Annotated in this window: 15 protein-coding genes; 10 read left to right on the forward strand and 5 right to left on the reverse strand. The window is 72.5% G+C overall.

The features are described from left to right. Positions 1 to 202 precede the first annotated feature (202 nt). From P4R38_RS16810 to P4R38_RS16840, 7 genes are all read left to right on the forward strand, one after another. Positions 203 to 1,252 carry an ABC transporter substrate-binding protein gene (locus P4R38_RS16810; protein ID WP_277193172.1) on the forward strand — a complete coding sequence of 350 codons (1,050 nt, stop codon included), beginning with the start codon at positions 203 to 205 and terminating at the stop codon, positions 1,250 to 1,252. After that, positions 1,249 to 2,301 carry a FecCD family ABC transporter permease gene (locus P4R38_RS16815; protein ID WP_277193173.1) on the forward strand — a complete coding sequence of 351 codons (1,053 nt, stop codon included), beginning with the start codon at positions 1,249 to 1,251 and terminating at the stop codon, positions 2,299 to 2,301. Before P4R38_RS16810 ends, P4R38_RS16815 begins: the two co-directional genes overlap by 4 nt. Next, on the forward strand, positions 2,301 to 3,374 hold the full coding sequence (locus tag P4R38_RS16820; RefSeq protein ID WP_277193174.1) for a FecCD family ABC transporter permease: 1,074 nt from the start codon (positions 2,301 to 2,303) through the stop codon (positions 3,372 to 3,374). The genes P4R38_RS16815 and P4R38_RS16820 overlap by 1 nt, the downstream gene beginning before the upstream one ends. Positions 3,375 to 3,377: 3 nt before the next feature. After that, complete coding sequence (locus P4R38_RS16825; RefSeq protein WP_277193175.1) at positions 3,378 to 4,214, forward strand: ABC transporter ATP-binding protein; 837 nt, start codon at positions 3,378 to 3,380, stop codon at positions 4,212 to 4,214. Between the two features lie 204 nt (positions 4,215 to 4,418). Beyond that, entirely contained in the window at positions 4,419 to 5,768 is a 1,350-nt protein-coding gene (locus P4R38_RS16830; RefSeq protein WP_277193176.1) for a cytochrome P450, read from the forward strand. Between the two features lie 47 nt (positions 5,769 to 5,815). After that, a complete protein-coding gene (locus tag P4R38_RS16835; RefSeq protein WP_277193177.1) occupies positions 5,816 to 6,313 on the forward strand; it encodes a hypothetical protein in 498 nt (165 codons plus the stop codon). Between the two features lie 49 nt (positions 6,314 to 6,362). Continuing rightward, on the forward strand, positions 6,363 to 6,836 hold the full coding sequence (locus P4R38_RS16840; protein ID WP_277193178.1) for a GNAT family N-acetyltransferase: 474 nt from the start codon (positions 6,363 to 6,365) through the stop codon (positions 6,834 to 6,836). A 58-nt stretch (positions 6,837 to 6,894) separates the two neighbouring features. Here P4R38_RS16840 and P4R38_RS16845 read toward each other — a convergent pair whose 3' ends face one another. Together P4R38_RS16845 and P4R38_RS16850 are read right to left on the reverse strand one after the other, a co-directional pair. Continuing rightward, positions 6,895 to 7,047: a hypothetical protein gene (locus tag P4R38_RS16845; protein WP_277193179.1), complete on the reverse strand. Its 153-nt coding sequence runs from the start codon at positions 7,045 to 7,047 to the stop codon at positions 6,895 to 6,897. Between the two features lie 118 nt (positions 7,048 to 7,165). Next, positions 7,166 to 7,570: a hypothetical protein gene (locus tag P4R38_RS16850; RefSeq protein WP_277193180.1), complete on the reverse strand. Its 405-nt coding sequence runs from the start codon at positions 7,568 to 7,570 to the stop codon at positions 7,166 to 7,168. Between the two features lie 101 nt (positions 7,571 to 7,671). Here P4R38_RS16850 and P4R38_RS16855 point away from each other — a divergent pair, with 101 nt between their 5' ends. After that, positions 7,672 to 11,004: a DEAD/DEAH box helicase gene (locus P4R38_RS16855; protein ID WP_277193181.1), complete on the forward strand. Its 3,333-nt coding sequence runs from the start codon at positions 7,672 to 7,674 to the stop codon at positions 11,002 to 11,004. 139 nt (positions 11,005 to 11,143) lie between these two features. Beyond that, on the forward strand, positions 11,144 to 11,623 hold the full coding sequence (locus tag P4R38_RS16860; protein ID WP_277193182.1) for a hypothetical protein: 480 nt from the start codon (positions 11,144 to 11,146) through the stop codon (positions 11,621 to 11,623). On the opposite strand, the gene P4R38_RS16865 is transcribed toward P4R38_RS16860, so the two are convergent. From P4R38_RS16865 to P4R38_RS16875, 3 genes are all read right to left on the reverse strand, one after another. Next, positions 11,620 to 13,875, reverse strand: coding sequence for an acyltransferase family protein (locus P4R38_RS16865; protein ID WP_277193183.1), 2,256 nt, complete (start codon positions 13,873 to 13,875; stop codon positions 11,620 to 11,622). The genes P4R38_RS16860 and P4R38_RS16865 overlap by 4 nt on opposite strands. A gap of 170 nt (positions 13,876 to 14,045) precedes the next feature. Continuing rightward, positions 14,046 to 16,316 (reverse strand): acyltransferase family protein, encoded by a 2,271-nt coding sequence (locus P4R38_RS16870; protein WP_277193184.1) that lies wholly within the window; start codon positions 16,314 to 16,316, stop codon positions 14,046 to 14,048. Positions 16,317 to 16,356: 40 nt separating this feature from the next. After that, positions 16,357 to 17,079, reverse strand: a complete 723-nt coding sequence (locus tag P4R38_RS16875) for a hypothetical protein (protein ID WP_277193185.1) — start codon at positions 17,077 to 17,079, stop codon at positions 16,357 to 16,359. 84 nt (positions 17,080 to 17,163) lie between these two features. Between P4R38_RS16875 and P4R38_RS16880 the strand changes: the two genes are divergently transcribed. Continuing rightward, positions 17,164 to 18,060 carry an SDR family NAD(P)-dependent oxidoreductase gene (locus tag P4R38_RS16880; RefSeq protein ID WP_277193186.1) on the forward strand — a complete coding sequence of 299 codons (897 nt, stop codon included), beginning with the start codon at positions 17,164 to 17,166 and terminating at the stop codon, positions 18,058 to 18,060. Positions 18,061 to 18,118: the final 58 nt, after the last annotated feature.

Below are 18,118 nucleotides of genomic sequence, written 5' to 3' on the forward strand. Positions count from 1 at the left end.
TCGAGTAGGCGAGCCCCCAGGGCGAGCCGTATCGAGACCAGGTGACCGCGGATGGCTGGTCTCACGTCGTTCGCCCTACTCGACCGGCGACGGTGTCCTCGGTGGTCAGGTGCTGGGCCGTTTGACGGTCGGCGGCAGCGCGTTGTTAGTCTGCCCTAAGTTAAGCAAGGCTTACCTTCCTTTCACGCGCCCTGGAGACACCGTGCACCGTCGTTCCTACCTCACCCTCCTGTCCGCCGCGGCCGTCACGGCCCTCGCCGCCGGATGCTCGACGGGACCCACCGGCAGTGAGGAGAGCGCCGCGCCGGCGGCGGCCTCCAGCGCCGCGAACGCCGACGCCGGCGCCTATCCGGTGACGATCAAGCACGCACTGGGTACGACGACCGTCAAGGGCACGCCGAAGCGCATCGCCACCGTCGGCTGGTCCGACGCCGACGTCGCGCTCTCCCTGGGCGTCGTCCCGGTGGCCGCGACGGCGATCGACTGGGGTGGCAACAAGAACCGTTCGACCGACTGGTTCGACAAGAAGCTCGCCCAGCTCGGCGGCCAGCAGCCGGTCCGCTACAGCGACGCGGACGGCGCCCCGATCGACGAGGTCAACAAGGCGCGCCCCGACCTGATCCTCGCCACCAACTCCGGCCTGACCAAGGACGAGTACGCCAAGCTGTCCCGCATCGCGCCGGTCGTCGCCTACCCGGGCGCCCCGTACGGCACGTCGTGGCAGCAGTCGGTCGATCTGATCGGCAAGGCGGTCGGCCGGGCAAACGAGGCCAAGGCGGTCACGGCGAGCACCGAGAGCAGCATCAAGAACGCGGTGGCGAAGTACCCGCAGCTGAAGGGCAAGACGGCCGCGTGGATCTGGTTCACGCCGACCGACCTGAGCAAGTTCGGCGCGTACACGCCGCTGGACAACCGGCCGCGGATGCTGGAGAGCTTCGGGCTGAAGACCGCGCCCGCCGTGACCAAGGCCGCCGGCACGACCAACAGCTTCAGCGTCGACATCTCGGCGGAGAAGGCGAGCACCGTCGACGCCGACGTCGCGATCTTCGACGAGGAGAAGCCGGGGCAGGACGCCACCATCCGGAAGAACCCGCTACTGGGCAAGATGCCGGCGCTCGCCTCGGGTGCCTACTTCGCCAACGCCGACCAGCCGGCGACGCTGACGATGTCCAGCCCGACCCCGCTGTCCATCCCGGTCGGCCTGCAGACGTTCCTGCCGAAGCTGGCCGAGGCCGCGAGCAAGGCGAAGTGACAAGCACTGCCACTGAGCCCCGTCCTGCCGCAACCGCGGCGGGGCGGGGCTCGACCCCGCGCCTGCGCTCCCGGACGACGATCGTCGCGGTCGGCGTGCTCGCGATCGCCGTCGCCGTCCTCCTCTCGCTCACCGTCGGCGCGGTGATGCTGTCGCCGGGCCAGGCGTTCTCCCATCTGCTGGACACGCGCAGCTCCAGCCAGGAGGCGGCGATCGTCGGTTCGCGGGTGGACCGCGTCCTGGTCGGGCTGCTGGTCGGCGCGGCCGTCGCGGTCGCCGGGGCCGTGCTGCAGGGCGTGACGCGCAACCCGCTCGCCGACCCGAGCATCCTCGGCATCAACTCGGGAGCCGCGCTCGCCGTCATCCTGGGCATCTACTGGTTCGACGTCACCTCGATGCCGGTCTACCTCTGGCTCGGTCTGATCGGCGCGGGCGTCGCCGCCGCCCTGGTGTACGGCATCGCGAGCCTCGGTCCGCGCGGCCCGCAACCGGTGACGATGGCCCTCGCCGGCGCGGCCTTCACCGCAGGGGCGAGCAGCGTCGTCTCCGGGATCATGGTCAGCAGCAGCGAGACGCTCGAGGTCTTCCGCTTCTGGCAGGTCGGCAGCATCAGTGGCCGGGACATGGATGCGCTCCCGGCCGTCCTCCCCGTGTTCGCCGTCGGTTTCGTGCTCTGCCTCGCGGTCGGGGGAGTGCTGAACGCGCTCGCCCTCGGTGACGACCTGGCGCGCGCGCTCGGCCAGCGGATCCTGCTCGGACGCGGGCTCGCCTGGCTCGGCGCGGTCGTCCTGTGCGCGGCGGCCACCGCAGTCGCCGGGCCGATCGCGTTCGTCGGCCTCGTCGTCCCGCACGTCGTCCGCCTGCTCGTCGGCCCGGACCACCGTCGCATCCTGCTCGGCTCCCTGCTCGGCGGACCCGTCCTCGTGATCCTCGCCGACACCCTCGGCCGGGTCGTCACGCCGCCGTCCGAGGTGTCCGTCGGCATCATGACCGCGGTGATCGGCGCGCCCGTCCTCGTCCTGCTGGTCCGCCGCATGGGAGCCCGCTGATGGCGCTCGACACCCGTCCCGGGACCCCCTCGAACTCCGCAGCGCCGGACGCCACTCGCCTCGTCCGCGACGTGCGCCGGTCCCTACGGCGTCGGTACGTGCTCGTGCTCGCGGCGGTCGTCGTGGTGTGGCTCGGCGTCTTCGCCGCCCGGGTGCTGCTGGGTGACGTCACCGTGACGATCCCCGACTTCGTCCGCATCGTCCTGGGGGCGGACATCCCGGTCGCGTCGTTCGAGGTGATGGAGTCCAAGCTGCCGCGCGCGGTCGCCGGGACCCTCGCCGGGCTGGCGTTCGGCGCGGCGGGCGCGGTGTTCCAGTCGATGCTGCGCAACCCTCTCGCGAGCCCGGACGTCGTCGGCGTCACGATGGGTTCGTCCGCCGCCGCGGTGGTGGGCATGACGGCCTTCGGCCTGGACGGGATCCCCCTGGCCGTCGCCGCGGTCGTCGGCGGGCTCGTGGTGGCGGTGGCCGTGCTGTTCCTGTCCGGAAGCAAGGGTGTCGCCACGTACCGGATGATCCTCGTCGGTATCGGCCTGGCGGCCACGCTGCAGGCGGTCATCCAGTGGGTGTTCACCACCACCGACGTCTACAAGGCGCAGGACGCGATGGTGTGGCTGACCGGCAGCCTCAACTCGGTCACCTGGGGCGAGATCCTGCGCATGACGGTGACCGTCGCGCTGCTGCTGCCGGTCGTCGCGGCTCTGGCGCCGCGGCTGCAGCTGCTGGAGCTCGGTGACGACGCAGCGGCCGGCCTCGGCCTCCGGGCCGCGCCGACCCGCGCCTGGCTGATGGGGACGACGGTGGTGCTGACCGCGGTCACCACGTCCGTGGTCGGTCCGATCGCGTTCGTGTCACTGCTGGCGGGCCCGATCACCAGGCGTATCAACGGCGGCCGCCCGTCCATTCCGATTGCCGCCCTGATCGGTGCGGCGATCGTCGTGGCGGCCGACTACATCGGCGCCTACCTCGTCGGCACCACCAACATGCCGGTCGGCGTCGTGACCGGCATCGCGGGGGCGCCGTTCCTGCTCTGGCTGCTGCTCGCCTCGTCTCGTACGCTCAAGGACGGATGACCCATGACTGCAACGGAATTCGTACCCCCTGCCGTGGATGATGACGCGGCACAGGTGAGCCGCCTCGTCGCGCAGGACGTGTCGCTGGCGTACGGCGACCGTACGGTGCTCGACGGCCTGTCCGTCCAGGTGCCGCCCGGCAAGGTCACGGCGATCGTCGGCGCCAACGGATGTGGAAAGTCCACCCTGCTGCGCGGTCTGGCCCGGTTGCTGAAGCCGACGTCCGGCTCGATCCTGCTGGACGGCAGAGACATTCACGAGCAGTCGACCCGGGACGTGGCGCGGGAGGTCGGGCTGCTGCCGCAGTCGCCGCTGGCCCCCGAGGGCATCACCGTGACCGAGCTCGTGGGCCGCGGGCGCCACCCGTACCACGGCCTTTTCAAGCAGTGGTCGAAGGCGGACGACGACGCGGTGGCGCACGCGCTGGAGCTCACCGACACGCTCGACCTCGCGCACCGGCCGGTCGATGAGCTGTCCGGCGGGCAGCGGCAGCGGGTGTGGATCGCCATGGTGCTCGCGCAGGAGACGGGTCTGCTACTGCTGGACGAGCCGACGTCGTTCCTCGACATCGCCCACGCGGTCGAGGTGCTGGACCTGGTCACCGACCTGAACCAGCGCGGGACGACGGTCGTGATGGTGCTGCACGACCTCAACCTGGCCGCCCGGTACGCCGACCACCTGATCGCCATGTGCGGCGGTGAGGTGCTGTGCGAGGGCGACGCCGCGTCGGTCGTGACGGCGGCCAACGTCGAGCGCGTCTTCGGGGTCCGTTGCCAGATCGTGCCGGACCCGGTCTCGGCCACCCCGCTCGTCGTCCCGCTCGGCCGCCACCACGTCTGAGGGGCGCCCTCTGGCGAGGCGGTATCCGGGCCATCTGGCGCGATGTCGCGGAACGTGGCCCCGGTGAGAGGCGGGAACGGGGCCACACGGCGCGATGTCGCGGGAAGTGGCACCGAGGGATGGGGCGTCGCGACTCGCTGCGTCGTGACGGCGGTCACGTTACGGTTTCTACAGAAGTAGTGACCGCTCGCCGAAGGACTGATCGTGACCGCAGCGCCCACCTCCGTCCCCGCACTCGGCCGCGCCCGGACCGCCGGGTCGTGGTTGATCGACCACGGTCTGACCCGGCTCGCGCTGCGTGTCGGCCACCGGCGCAGTCCCTCCGACCCGTTCCTGCGGCTGCAGCTGGACCCGCAGGTCCGCGCCGACCCGTACGCCACGTACGACCAGCTGCGCGAGATGGGCGCGCTCGTCCACGCGTCCGGGATGAGCGCGGCCACGACCCATGCCGCGGCCACGCAGGTGCTGCGCAGTCCCTCCTTCGGCACCGCCCAGGGTCGCGGTGGGCTGCCCGAGCCGCTGGTCCGGCTGTCCCTGGCGGTGTTCGACCCGGCCGCGCCCGGGCCGGCCGACCCGCCGGCGCTCCTGGCGCTCGACCCGCCGCGGCACACGAGGTTCCGTCGGTTGATCACGCGTGAGTTCGCCGCGCGGTCGGTCAGCCGGATGGAGGACCGCGTCCGCGAGATCGCCGACGAGGTCCTCGCCGAGGTGCCGGACGAGCCACGCTTCGACCTGGTGGAGCACTTCTCCTCGCAGGTGCCGCTGCGGGTGATCGCCGACCTGCTCGGGGTGCCGCCCGAGATGCGTCCGTCGCTGCTGGAGTGGGGCAACCAGGGCGCCAAGCTGCTCGACGCCGGCCTCCCGTACCGCGACTACCGCGACGCGCGCGGTGCGACCCGGGCGCTGCGGACCTGGTTCGACGCGCACATCGCCCGGCTGCGGCGTACGCCGGGTGAGGACCTGCTCAGCCGACTCGCCACCCTCACCGGCGAGGACGCGCTGACCGACACCGAGATCGCGTTCACCGGCCTGCTCGTGCTCGGCGCCGGGTTCGAGACGACGGTGAACCTGATCAGCAACGCCGTCGTGCAGCTGTCCGACCACCCCGACCAGCGCGACGTCCTGCGCGAGCGGCCCGAGCTCTGGACGAACGCGACCGAGGAGACGCTGCGGTACGACTCGCCGGTGCAGCTGACGTTCCGGCGGGCGCTGGAGGACGTCGAGATCGCCGGGCAGCCGGTGTCCGCCGGGACCGGCGTGCTGGTGATGCTGGCCGGCGCCAACCGCGACCCCGACGTGTTCACCGACCCCCACCGGTACGACGTGACGCGGGCCAACGCACCCGAGCACCTGGCCCTGTCGTCCGGGGTGCACTACTGCGTCGGCGCCGGCCTCGCTCGGCTGGAGACCGCGATCGCGCTGGAGATGCTGTACGACCGGTACCCCGACCTGCACGTCGACGGCGCGGGCGTACGGCGGCCGACCCGGGTGCTGCGCGGGTACGAGTCGCTGCCCGTCGCCATCACGGCCTCCGCTGCGCGAGTGGTGCGATAGGAGGCGACTGGCGCCCGGACTGCCCTGGTGCGGATAGCGTTCCGCTCATGGGGGACAGCGACAAGCCGGTTCCGGAGCGGACGTGGCGTGACTGGCGCATCCTGGTGGCGGCGATGGCACCTCTGGGCGTGATCACCACGGGTGTCATGATCGCGGCGCTCCACCGCACGGTGACCTCGGGACCCCTGGCCTCGTCCTGGATCTGGCTCGCCCCAGGCTTCTGGATCCTGCTGGGAGGGGTGGGCTACACCCGGCTGTACCGCGAGGTGCCGCCGGAGGGAAAGCCGTACCGGGACGAGACCGGTATGTGGCGCGAGGCACCTCCCATCCGCTACAAGGCACCGACGTGGTCGGTCGTGGTCGTGGTGGTGTTCTGGTTCGGCGGCGCACGCCTCTTCGGGCTCCTGCCCGCGGCGGTCGGTATCCCGGCCGCGGCCGTTCTGACGAGCGCGCTCGGGTGGTGGCTCGCTACCACTTACCTGCCGCAGCACTTCATGGCCCTGCACCGGCAGCGCCTGGAGTGGGCTGCGATCAACCGCTCGTGACGGAGCGGCCGGGGGCGCATCGCCCGGGCACCCGGTCAGAATGACGCCCATGACCGACCCCGTCGTGCGCTACGTCACCTCGTCCGACCTCGAGCTGTGGAAGGACGTGCGGCTGCGCAGCCTGGCCGAGAGCCCGGACGCGTTCGGGTCCACGCTTGCGCGGGAGGAGGCGTTCGGCGAGGCGGACTGGCTCGACCGGCTCGCGCCGCCGGCCGTACTCGTCCTGGCGGACGATGCGCCGGTCGGGCTGGGCGGCGGGTTCGAGGTCGAGCCCGGGACGATGATCGTCGTCGCGATGTGGCTGGAGCCGGCCTGGCGAGGTCGCGGGCTGTCGCGCCGGATCCTCGACCTCGTCGTCGCCTGGGCGCGCGAGCGCGGCTTGCGCGTCGAGCTGGACGTCACCGAGGGCAACGAACCGGCGCGCGCGGCCTACCTGGCGTACGGGTTCGTACCGACCGGGCACGTCGAGCCGCTGCGCGAGGGGTCACCCCTGCGCGTGGAGCGGATGGAGCTCCCCGCCTGAAGAGCACGAAGGCTCCCGTCCGCGTCGGACGGGAGCCTCGTCTTCAGGCGCTGCAGCCTCAGGCCACGTGGACGTCCTGCTGGCGCTGCATCGCGGCGATCAGGTCGGAGCGCATGCCCGGGCTGGACGCGTTGGCGATGGCCTCGGCGATGGCGCGGCGGTTGCGGGTGGTCTCACGGTGGCTGCGGATGGCCTTCGCGAGGGTGGTCATGACGTTGCTCCTTCGGATCAGAACTCTGCGGATACGAACACTTCGATATCAAAACAAGAGTACGACCGACAGTGTTCCCGCCACGAACCCGATCGACGTGAGATCCACCACGCTGGTCTCAGGGAGCGGAACCGCCCGGCTTCTCGGCCAGGGCGCGCTGCACCGTGACCTGGTCCGGCGACATGTGGACTGTGGTGCACGCCTCGCGCCAGTCGAACCATCCGTGGTGACCGCAGCTCTGTCCCGCGCCGCCGAGCCGCGCCGCGACCTCCGCGGCGGTCATGTGGTCGGGGCCTGAGATGGTCCAGGTGCGCCAGCACCCCGCTCCGGCGCACTCCAGGTCACTGCTGGATGCGACGAGGCCCGCGGGCAGGTCGGGCAGCTCGTCCTCTGCCGGATAGGGGCTGCCGAAGATCGAGCAGATCACGACGGTGACCACCGCCGCCATCGTCAGGCTGAGCAGGACGCACGTCATCGCGATGACCCGCTTGAACCAGATTGCGCTCGTCTCATGGGGCCCCATGGTCGTCAGTATCCGTCCACATCCCGATGCCTGGCGGCGGGTTCTCCACACGCGCGGACACCTCCCACCGGGTGTCGGGGCCTCGGTCTACCGTCGCTGCTGTGAGTGAGGGTTACGACGTCGCGGCCGCCGAGTGGGTGCGCCGCGTCACCGACGCCGGAGTCGCGCGCATCTGCGGCGACTTCGCCCTCGAGCGCGGCCTGGGCTACGTCGACGCCGAGCGGGTCACCTCGATCACGACCGGCGACCGCGGCCGGCTGCTGCTGGCCGTCGTGTCCGGCAGCCGCGCCCAGCCGTACTCCACGATGGTGACCGCGACCGGCGCCGACCTCGACGGCGAGCCGGACTGGTTCGGTCGGTGCAGCTGCCCGGTCCAGGTCAGCTGCAAGCACGTGGTCGCCGCCGTGCTCACCGCGCGGGAGGTGCTGACCGCGACCGACGCCGGTGAGGAGGTCCCGGCACCGTCGGCGTGGCGTACGGCGCTCGCGCGGCTGGTCGATGACGAGCCCGAGCCGTCCGCCGCGCCCCGCACCCCGCTCGGCATCTTCGTGGCCGTACGCCGTCGCGCGAGCTCGGTGCGCGACTCGACCCCACGGATGCACATCGAGGTGAGCCCCACGCGGCGGACCCGGACGGGGCGGTGGTCGCGGTCCGCCGGCTGGGCCGACTTCGTCTACCGGCACACCGATCGCACGACCGAGCCGCGACAGCTGCAGGTGATCCGCGAGCTCTACGCGATGGTCGAGGCGGACAAGGTGTGGCGGGTGGCGACCGGCGGTCCGACCGTCTCGCTGCACGACCTGTCGCCGAAGGTGTGGACCCTGCTGCAGCGTGCCGTGGACGCCGGCGTGGCCCTCGTGCCTGCGCCGGGCAGCGAGCACGAGGAGGTCGTCCTCGCCGAGCAGCCGGCCGAGATGACCCTCGTCGTCGGCCGTGACGACGAGGGCATCAGCGTCACCGCCGAGCTCGACCACGAGCTGCTGCTGGACGCCGACCCGGCGCGACCCGGGCTGCGGCTGGTCGGCGCGGACGAGCCGCGAGCGACCCGACACCTGATCGGGCTCCCCGCCCACGGCGTGGCCGTGCTCGACGGCACCCGCCTGACGTTGGTGCCGCTCGCCGAGCGCCCGGACGAGATCACGTCCGACCTCCTGGACCAGCCGCCGTTGCGGGTGCCCGCGGCGGACGCCGAGGAGTTCACGGCCCTCTACCTGCCGCGGCTGCGCGAGCGCGCGTCGGTCCGAGCGGTGGGTGAGCAGCTGGACGACTCGCTCGACCGGCTCCGGCTGCACGTGCGCGTGGGGTCCGGCGGCGGCAACCAGGTGGCTGTCGAGCAGTCGTTCCTCTACGGCGACAGCCACCGCGTGCCGGTCGGGCTCGGCTCGGCCCGGCGCGGACGTCGCCGCTCCGACGAGCGCCGCCTCGTCGAGCAGCTGACCGAGACGTTGCAGGACCTCGGTCTGACCGAGTCGGTCGGCGGCCTCGGGCTGTGGCCGGTCGCCCGCACGACCGTCACCGGGATGGCGGCGGTCCGGCTCATCGACGCGCTGGACGAGCTCGGCTCCCACGAGGACGTCGTGGTCGACGTCGTGGACGACCTGCCCGCGTACGAGCAGGCGACCGCCGAGCCGCTGATCCAGGTGAGCACGGCCGACGTCGGCGACAGCGACTGGTTCGACCTCAGCGTCACCGTGACCATCGACCAGGAGCGGGTGCCGTTCGAGCCGCTCTTCCAGGCGCTGCACCGCGGCGATGACCACCTGGTGCTGGAGTCCGGGACGTGGTTCCGTCTCGACCATCCCGCGCTGCTGCGGCTGCGGGACCTGATCGCCGAGGCCCGAGGCATGGCGGACCCGACGTCGACGTCGAGCTCGTTGCAGCTCAACCGGTTCCAGGTCGGCCTCTGGGAGGAGCTGGTCTCCCTCGGCGTGATCGGTGAGCAGGCGGGTGCTTGGGAGAGCAGCGTCGACCGGCTCCGCCAGCTCGACAAGCTCGTGGCGCCCGAGGTGCCGGCGGCCTTCCGCGCCCAGCTCCGCCCGTACCAGGAGGACGGGTACGCCTGGCTGGCCACGCTGTGGGACGCCGGGCTGGGCGGGGTGCTCGCCGACGACATGGGCCTCGGCAAGACCGTGCAGACCCTCGCTCTGCTCGCCCGGGCCAAGGAGGCCGACGAGATCGGCGGCGCGCACGGGCCGGTGCTCGTGGTCGCGCCGACGTCGGTGGTCGGCGCCTGGGCGACGGAGGCTGCGGCGTTCTCGCCCGACCTGCGCGTGGTCGCAGTGACCGAGACGTCCAAGAAGCGGGCCGCCTCGCTCGCCGAGGTCGCCGCCGTCGCGGACGTCGTCGTGACCTCGTACGCCGTGCTGCGGCTGGACGCCGACGCGTTCCACGCCCAGCGCTGGCGCGGGCTCGTGCTCGACGAGGCGCAGATGGTGAAGAACCACCAGAGCAAGACGTACCAGGCGACGCGGCGCATCGGGGCGCCCTTCACGCTGGCCATCTCCGGCACGCCGCTGGAGAACTCGCTGATGGACCTGTGGTCGCTGCTGTCCCTGACCGCGCCCGGGCTCTACCCGCAGCCGGACGTGTTCAGCGAGACGTACCGCCGACCCATCGAGTCGGGCGGCCACCCCGAGCTGCTGGACCAGCTGCGCCGGCGGATCCGCCCACTCATGCTGCGCCGGACCAAGGCCGCCGTCGCCGCGGACCTGCCGGAGAAGCAGGTCCAGGTGCTGTCGGTCCCGCCGCACCCGGTGCACGCGCGCATCTACGACCAGCACCTCACCCGCGAGCGGCAGCGCATCCTGGGCCTGCTCGACGACCCGGACGCCAACCGCGTCGCGATCCTCGCCTCGCTCACCCGCCTGCGCCAGCTCGCCCTCGACCCGGCGCTGGTCGACGAGACGTACGCCGGAGCCGCGACCTCCGCCAAGGTCGCCGGTCTCATCGAACAGCTGCGTGAGATCAGCCAGGAGGGTCACCGGGCGCTGGTGTTCAGCCAGTTCACGACGTACCTGCGGATGGTGGAGCAGGCGCTGGCGAAGGCCGGGCTGGGCACCTGCTACCTCGACGGTTCGATGACCGCGAGTGCGCGGACGGCGCAGATCGACCAGTTCCGCACCGGCGACGCCGACGCGTTCCTGATCTCGCTCAAGGCCGGCGGCACCGGGCTGACGCTCACCGAGGCCGACTACGTCTTCGTGCTCGACCCGTGGTGGAACCCGGCGGCCGAGGCGCAGGCGATCGACCGCACCCACCGCATCGGCCAGGACAAGCCGGTGATGGTCTACCGGATGGTGTCGCGCGGCACGATCGAGGAGAAGGTCGTCGCGCTGCAGGACAAGAAGCGTGAGCTGTTCGACCGTGTCGTCGACGAGGGCGGAGCGCTGTCCGGTCGCATCACCGCTGACGACATTCGCGCTCTGCTCGACTGAGGGTCGGCGGCGCCGGCGAGGACGAGTGTCGAGCAGGAGCGTCTGCCTCGACGCCCCGGATCCGCGCTCGAGGTACCGGCTCGGCAACGTTTCGTGTCCGTCCCTGGCGGTGCCGGAGACGGGGATCGGACACTCAGTCATGAGCGCTGACCGCATGGCCGAGCCAATGACGCGACGTCGGGCGCTCGTGCTGCTCGCCGTGACCGCGGTGGGCGTCGCCGGTTGCTCGGCCGGCGGCGGGACCGTCGTCGAACCGATGATCACGGCGGTGCCGCCGAGCACGCAGGCGATCGAGAGCTACTGGGTCGAGCCCGGGGGTCGCATCCTGGTGCTCGCGACGATGGGAGGACTCGGCGACCGGATCACGGTGCACTGCACGGAGGGCGAGGACCAGGTCACGGTGTGGGCCACCGTGACCAGTCCGCCTGGCAGCGGGGCTCGGCCGGCCATCGGTCTGAGGCTGTACGACCGCGTCACGCTCGGCCGAGCGCTCGGCCCTCGCCCCGTCGTGACGCTGAACGGCGCGCGCGTCCGGGGCGGTTCGGGCGCGCCGCCGCCGGGACGGGCTCCGGCCGCGCCGGACGACCTCGGGTCACCCGTTCCGACCTCGCCCACCTAAGGGGACGTCGCCGCCAGGGCGGTGATCAGGCGGGTGCGCATGACCTCGACCAGCGTGGCCGCGTACGTCGCGGTGATGTGGTTGCCGGACCGGTAGACCAGCACGTTGCCGATGACCGGCGGGCAGCTCGCCTGCGGGCACACCCAGTCGTTGACCGAGAACAGTGGCACCCTGGTGCGCCGGGCGGCGGCGGTCAGGGCCGGCGTACCCATGCCGGCGTTGCGAGGGAAAGCGCATCGGTAGTCCGGTGCCGACCGGTACCGCGAGACGCAGTCGACGACGTGCGCCGGCGGAGTTGGGACATCCGCCAGCGCGACCACGCGGATCCCCTTGCTCTGCAACCGCTTCCACTGGGTGACGTAGCCGTCGACCATCTGCGCTGCACCCGGCCGGCCCGCGCCGTCGTACGCGCGCACCTCCTGCCCGGACACCAGGACGGCGCTCGGCCGGTGCAGACCCGTCAGCTCGCCCATGACCTTCGCCGTCCACGTCGTGCACGAGCCGTACGCCGCGGAACCTCGCTGGATCGGAGCAGCGCTGAACGCGCAGCCCGCCTTGGTGTAGGCATCGAGCCGGATCTGGTGCCGCCGCGCGATCTGGTCGAAGAGGTCGATCCACTGGTCGACCTTGGAGTCGCCGACCACGGCCAGCGTGAGCCGCCCCGACCGGTCGCCGAGCTCGCAGCGCCGGACCCGCGTCGAGTCCTGGTCGACGAGGCACGTCTCCTTGGGCCGGTCGTCCACGGCCTTCACCGGATCGGGCGTGATGGACGTGGGAGTGAGGTCGAGCAGACCCGTCCGTGGCGGACCGGCGAGCACCGGGTTGACCGCGGGACCGAACCGCCACGGCGACGAACGCCGAGGTGGCGGGGGGTGAGGTGGCGAGGGCTGAGTCCGCGTCGGTGGCGTGGTCGGCGAGGCGGCGGCGCCCGGCCGGCCGCCGCTCGCGCCCGCTCCGCCTGACGCCGTGGGGATGCTTCCGGGATGCGTGAGGTCCGGTGTCGCGGGCGCGGCGATCGCGGCCGCCGCGCCACGGGCCTCGCCGGCCGGCGCAGCGCGGACCTGCGTCTGCGCGAACCCGCCGAGCCCGAGCCCGACGCCGACACCGACCGCGGTACAGGCGGCGCCGACCATGAGCGCGACGCGCGGCGCTCGGGAGAGCAGCGCGGACCGCCGTACGGGGTCCTCGAGCAGGACATAGGTCAGCCAGGCCGGTCCGGCCGACGCCGCGACCAGTGCCAGCCGCACCGGCCAGGACGGCTCACCCCACCGCGCCGAGGCGATCGCGACGAGCGGCCAGTGCCACAGGTAGAGGCTGTACGACAGGGCGCCGATGCGCTGGAGAACGCGGGTGCCGAGCACGCGCAACGGGCCCGCCTCGCGCGCCCGGAACCCGCCCACGATCACCGCCGCGGTCGCGAGCGCGGGCATGAGCGCGTTCGAGCTCGGCCAGGCGACGTCCTGGGTGATCGTGAGGGCGCTCAGCAGCAGCGTGGCCAGCCCGCCCCACGCGAGCATCGTCGCCGCACCGCGGGTCGAGCGCAGCCAGAACGGCACGAACAGCGCGATCAGCGCGCCGATGCCGAGCTCCCACAGGCGGGTCGGCGTGGCGAAGTACGCGGGCTCGGGGGAGGTCGCCGTGTCGTGGATCGACCACAGCAGCGAGGGCACGATCACCAGGAGGATGCCGGCGACCAACGTCGTCCGCAGCCGTAGGCTCAGCTGCCGCGCGACCTCGGCGCACAGCAGGATGAGCAGCGGCCACAGCAGGTAGAACTGCTCCTCGACCGCCAGCGACCAGTAGTGCTGCACCGGCGAGGACGCGGCGGTGTCCGCCTGCAGGTAGGCGACCGACTGATGGGCGAAGCGCCAGTTCACGACGTACAGGGCCGCCGCGACGATGTCGCCGCCGATGGTCGACCAGCGTGGGCTCGGGACGAGCAGAACGGTGAGGACGGCCGTCGCCAGCAGCACCGTCGCGGACGCGGGAAGCAGCCGTTTCGCGCGCCGTGCCCAGAACCGGCGCAGCGAGATCCGCCGCGTGTCGTCGACCTCGCGCACCAGCAGCCCCGTGATCAGAAACCCCGAGATGACGAAGAACACGTCCACGCCGATGAAGCCGCCGCTGAGACCGGGAACGCCCGCGTGGCAGAGCATGACCAGCAGGACCGCGACCGCGCGCAGCCCCTCGATGTCGGCGCGGAACCCGCCGCTGCCCTGACCCTCCCCGGCAAGAGGTGGGGCTGGGCACATGCATGCGTGTGCGTGCGAGCAGCTTTTGCCGGGGAGGGGCGACTCCTCGGCAAAAGGTGGGGCCGGGCACATGCATGCGTGTGCGTGCGAGCAACTTTTGCCGGAGGGGGTGGAAGGGGGCAGCGGCGGCGGCGGCGCGGTGGCGGGGCCGTCGCCGGTGGGAACCGGCGTCACGGGGACGCCGCTCGGGGGCCGGGCACCGCCTCGACCAGCGGCGCGAGTCGGGCGCCGAGCGGGGCGGTGAGGGTCCGCACGTACGTCCGCGTGACGTGCGAGCCCTGGCGGTAGACCAGGACGTTCCCGATCACTGGCGGGCACGCCGGGACGGGACAGATCCAGTCGTTCATCGTGGCGACGGTCGTTCCGGGCACCTGCCCCGCCGCCCGGACGAGCGCGGGCGTCCCGGACCCGTCGTTGCGGGCGTAGGAGCAGCGGCCGACGTCGTCACGGTGGTCGGCCACGCAGCCGTACACGTTCAGCCCCGGGGAGGGCGTGTCCTTGAGGATGATCACGCGAACTCCTCTGGCAGACAACGCTTTCCAGTACGCCGAGTATCCCGCGATCAGGGTGTCGGAGCCGGTACGCCCCGCCGAGGGAACCGCGTCGTTCTTGACGCCCGAGACGATGACGACGTCCGGCCGGGACGGCCCGGTCAGCGTCGCGAGAAGCGACCGGCTCCAGGTGCGGCAGGCCTGCTGGGCACCGGGCGTACCCGAGGCGATCGCCGCGTCCGCCCACGGGCAGCTCGCCTTGAGATACGTCTGCAGTCGCCAACCGCGTTGACGCGCCACCGGATCCAGGGCGTCGGCCCACTGGGCTGCCTTGGAGTCGCCGACCAGCGCGACGGTGAGCCGCCCGGTCGGCGAGCCGAGGTCACAGCGCCGTACGGCCGTACCGAGCAGCGTCACCTGGCACCCCCGCGCGTAGATCGCGGGGACGTCGAGGGTCGCCCGCAGCGGGTCGGGCGAGATCGACTCGGGGTCCAGGTCGAGCGCAGCGACGTTCGGGCCGGCTGCGGCGGGGTTCGGCGCCGCAGCGCCGGGCGTCGGGGCGGTGCGAGTCGCCGGGCCAGGAGTGGCGGTCGTACGCAGGGTGGCCGTCGGGGACGGCGGCCCTACTGAGCCCGTCGGCGTGCTGGGAACCGGCGTCGGCACGCCCAGCGCCGCCGCTCCCTGGGCCGCGCCCGGCGGGACGTCCCTCACCTGTGCGGCGGCCAGGCTCTGCAGGCCCAGACCGGCGGCCAGGCTCACCGCGGTGCACGCGGCACCCACGGCGAGCGCCGCCCGCGGCACCCGGGAGAGCAGCGACGACCGACGGACCGGGTCCTCCAGCAGCGTGTACGTCAGCCAGGCGGGCACCACCGACGCCGCCACCGCGAGCAGTCCCTGCCACCACCTCAGCGGGCCCCACTGGTCGGCCGCGACGAGGAGGACCGGCCAGTGCCACAGGTAGAGCGAGTACGACAGCGCGCCGACCCGCTGCATCGGCGGCAGGGCGAGCACGACCCCCGCGCCGAAGCCGCCCAAGCCGCCGCGTCCGCCACAGCCGCCGGACCCACCGCAGCCGCCCGCGATCACCGCCGCAGCGCCGAGGGTCGGGACGAGCGCCGCGTACCCCGGCCACGCGGTCGAGGTGTCGATGACCGCGGCACCTCCGATGACGACGGCGAGCCCGGAGCACGCCAGCGCGCGCCCGGCCATCGGGGTCAGGCTGCGCCACCACCCGACGCTCAGCGCGACGAGCCCGCCCACGCCGAGCTCCCACAGCCGCGTCGGAGTCACGAAGTACGCCTGCGCCGCGGACGTCGAGGTGAGCCACATCGACCAGGCCAGGGACGGGACGACGATCAGCGTGAGCGCGACGGCCAGCGCCCGGCGTACCGGCACCCGTAGCCGCCGCGCCGCCCACACCGCCGCGAGGATCAGCAGCGGCCACAGGACGTAGAACTGCTCCTCGACCGACAGCGACCAGTAGTGCTGGACCACCGACGGTGCGGAGTCCTCGGCGAGGTAGTCGACCGAGCGGCTCGCGAGGTGCCAGTTCACGACGTACGCGGCGGCCGCCACGACGTCGCCGCCCGCCTCGTCCCAGCGCAACGTCGGCAGGAACGCCCAGGTCAGCAGCACGGTGACGGCCAGCACGGTCGCCGACGCGGGCAGCAGCCGCTTGGCCCGGCGCGCCCAGAACCGCAGCAGCGACACCCGGCCGGTCGCGCTCACCTCGCGGGCCAGCAGGCCGGTGATGAGGAAGCCGGAGATCACGAAGAACACGTCCACTCCGACGAACCCGCCGGCGAGCCCGGGGATCCCCGCGTGCGCGAGCAGCACGAGACCGACGGCGACCGCGCGCAGACCCTCGATGTCGGGCCGGTACGCGCGGTCGCCGTCACGCTCGGTGTCCTGCCGGCGCCCGTACGACGCCCGAGTGGTTGGCGCGCTCATCCCGCCAGCGACGCTAGCGGGTCCGGGGCCGGGGACCGGGTCACTGCAGCAGCGAGATCTTCTGCCAGATCTTGCGCGACATGCCCGTCGTCAGCTGCTCGATGGTGCTGACGGTGTCCAGGACGACGCCGTCGGTCGTGTCCTCGGCGCACAGGGCGGCCGCCTTGCCGACCAGGCTGAGCATCTCCGAGCAGTAGTCGAGGTAGGCGACGAGGGCGGCCGCGTCCATGTCGACCTCGACCGACTCGTCCGTCGGCCGGAAGTCCGACCGCAGCCGCTCGGGGTCCTTGGTCAGCTGGTGCATGTCGATCACGTGCGCGAGCGAGCGCAGCCGGTGCAGCTGCTCCAGGATCGCCCCGCGCTCGATCCGGGCGGGCGTCGCGCTGAGGAAGAAGACCGCCACACCGGCGAACACCAGGTCGTTGATGGTGCTCTCGATGAGCGGCAGCCACTCCCAGGAGCGCTGCGGGCTCTGGTCGACCGTCCCTCGCAGCGCGAGGAAGAGCGCGACCGCCGTCCCCATCACCACCACGGCCATCGCGACCCGGCACACCCGGCGTACGGCGTCGACGCGTCGGCGGCTCTGCACCGACCCGGCCGCCACACGATCGACCACCTCGACGAGCTCGCCGGCGACGTTGCGCAGGTTGCGGTCGGGGAACCGGGCCACGATGCGGGCCTGCAGCCGCAGGACGGTGGCGCGCACCGCCTCCGCCTGCAACCGGTCGTAGTCGTCCTGGGCGGGCGCCGCGCTCCTGGGCATGGCCCGCAGCGTAGGCGCCGGTCCACGACATCGTCCGGCCGGTCCGCGGGCGGAGGTTACGGACGAGTAGGTAACGTGGGTCACATGCCGAAGAACCCGCTGTCCCGCAAGCAGCCCGAGTCGTACGCCGGCAAGCGCGCCATCGTCACCGGAGGGACCTCCGGCTTCGGGCAGGCCCTGGTCGAGCAGCTCGTCGCCGACGGGGCGACCGTGCTCGCGATCGACGTCCACGAGCAGGCGCCCGAGGGTGCGCTGCCCGCCGGCGTGCTGTACCGGCGGCTCGACGTCCGCGACGAGAAGGGCTGGGACGAGCTGCGCAACTGGGTCGAGGCCACCTGGGGCGGGCTGGACCTGCTGATCAGCAACGCCGGCATCGCGGTCGGCGGCCGCATCGACGTGACGTCGCTGGACGACTGGGACCGCATCGTCGAGATCAACCTGATGGGCGTGGTCAAGGGCATCCGCGCGTTCGTCCCGATGATGAAGGAGCAGGGCTCCGGCCACATCGTGTCGACCGCGTCGCTGGCCGGGCTCGTCCACGCGCCGGGGATGGCCGCGTACAACGTCGTGAAGGCCGGCGTCGTCGCGCTGTCGGAGACGCTGCGGTACGAGCTCGCGCCCTGGAACATCGACGTGTCGGTGATCTGCCCGTCGTTCTTCCGGACCAACCTCGCCGAGTCCCTGGGCGGCAAGGACGTCGAGATGGAGGAGACCGCCGTCCGGCTCATCACCCAGGCGCCCCGGTCGGCGCAGGAGGTCGCCGCGAAGGCGTACGACGCGATGCAGCGCCGGCGCTTCATCATCCTGACCGACCAGGACGGGGTGGCCGCGTACAACGGGAAGCGGTTCAGCCGCCCGGTGTACGACCGGATGATGCTGCAGGCCGGGCGCGACGGCCGCGACGGGACCGGCAACGACCGGTTGGAGAAGCTCGCCGCGTTGCAGAAGAAGCTGAAGCGCCGCCGCGCGACCCGCCCCTGACCGGCCCACCGCCGGTCGAGTAGTGCGAACGACGTGAGGCGCGTATCGAGACCAGGTG

The organism is Luteipulveratus flavus (genome assembly GCF_029439465.1).
GTDB classification, from domain to species: domain Bacteria; phylum Actinomycetota; class Actinomycetes; order Actinomycetales; family Dermatophilaceae; genus Luteipulveratus; species Luteipulveratus flavus.

Coding starts and splice junctions, on each gene's coding strand:
- P4R38_RS16820 (WP_277193174.1), top strand. CDS start 2,301: ATGGCGCTCGACACCCGTCCCGGGACCCCCTCGAACTCCGCAGCGCCG.
- P4R38_RS16825 (WP_277193175.1), top strand. CDS start 3,378: ATGACTGCAACGGAATTCGTACCCCCTGCCGTGGATGATGACGCGGCA.
- P4R38_RS16835 (WP_277193177.1), top strand. CDS start 5,816: ATGGGGGACAGCGACAAGCCGGTTCCGGAGCGGACGTGGCGTGACTGG.
- P4R38_RS16840 (WP_277193178.1), top strand. CDS start 6,363: ATGACCGACCCCGTCGTGCGCTACGTCACCTCGTCCGACCTCGAGCTG.
- P4R38_RS16845 (WP_277193179.1), bottom strand. CDS start 7,047: ATGACCACCCTCGCGAAGGCCATCCGCAGCCACCGTGAGACCACCCGC.
- P4R38_RS16850 (WP_277193180.1), bottom strand. CDS start 7,570: ATGGGGCCCCATGAGACGAGCGCAATCTGGTTCAAGCGGGTCATCGCG.
- P4R38_RS16860 (WP_277193182.1), top strand. CDS start 11,144: ATGAGCGCTGACCGCATGGCCGAGCCAATGACGCGACGTCGGGCGCTC.
- P4R38_RS16865 (WP_277193183.1), bottom strand. CDS start 13,875: ATGTGCCCAGCCCCACCTCTTGCCGGGGAGGGTCAGGGCAGCGGCGGG.
- P4R38_RS16870 (WP_277193184.1), bottom strand. CDS start 16,316: ATGAGCGCGCCAACCACTCGGGCGTCGTACGGGCGCCGGCAGGACACC.
- P4R38_RS16875 (WP_277193185.1), bottom strand. CDS start 17,079: ATGCCCAGGAGCGCGGCGCCCGCCCAGGACGACTACGACCGGTTGCAG.
- P4R38_RS16880 (WP_277193186.1), top strand. CDS start 17,164: ATGCCGAAGAACCCGCTGTCCCGCAAGCAGCCCGAGTCGTACGCCGGC.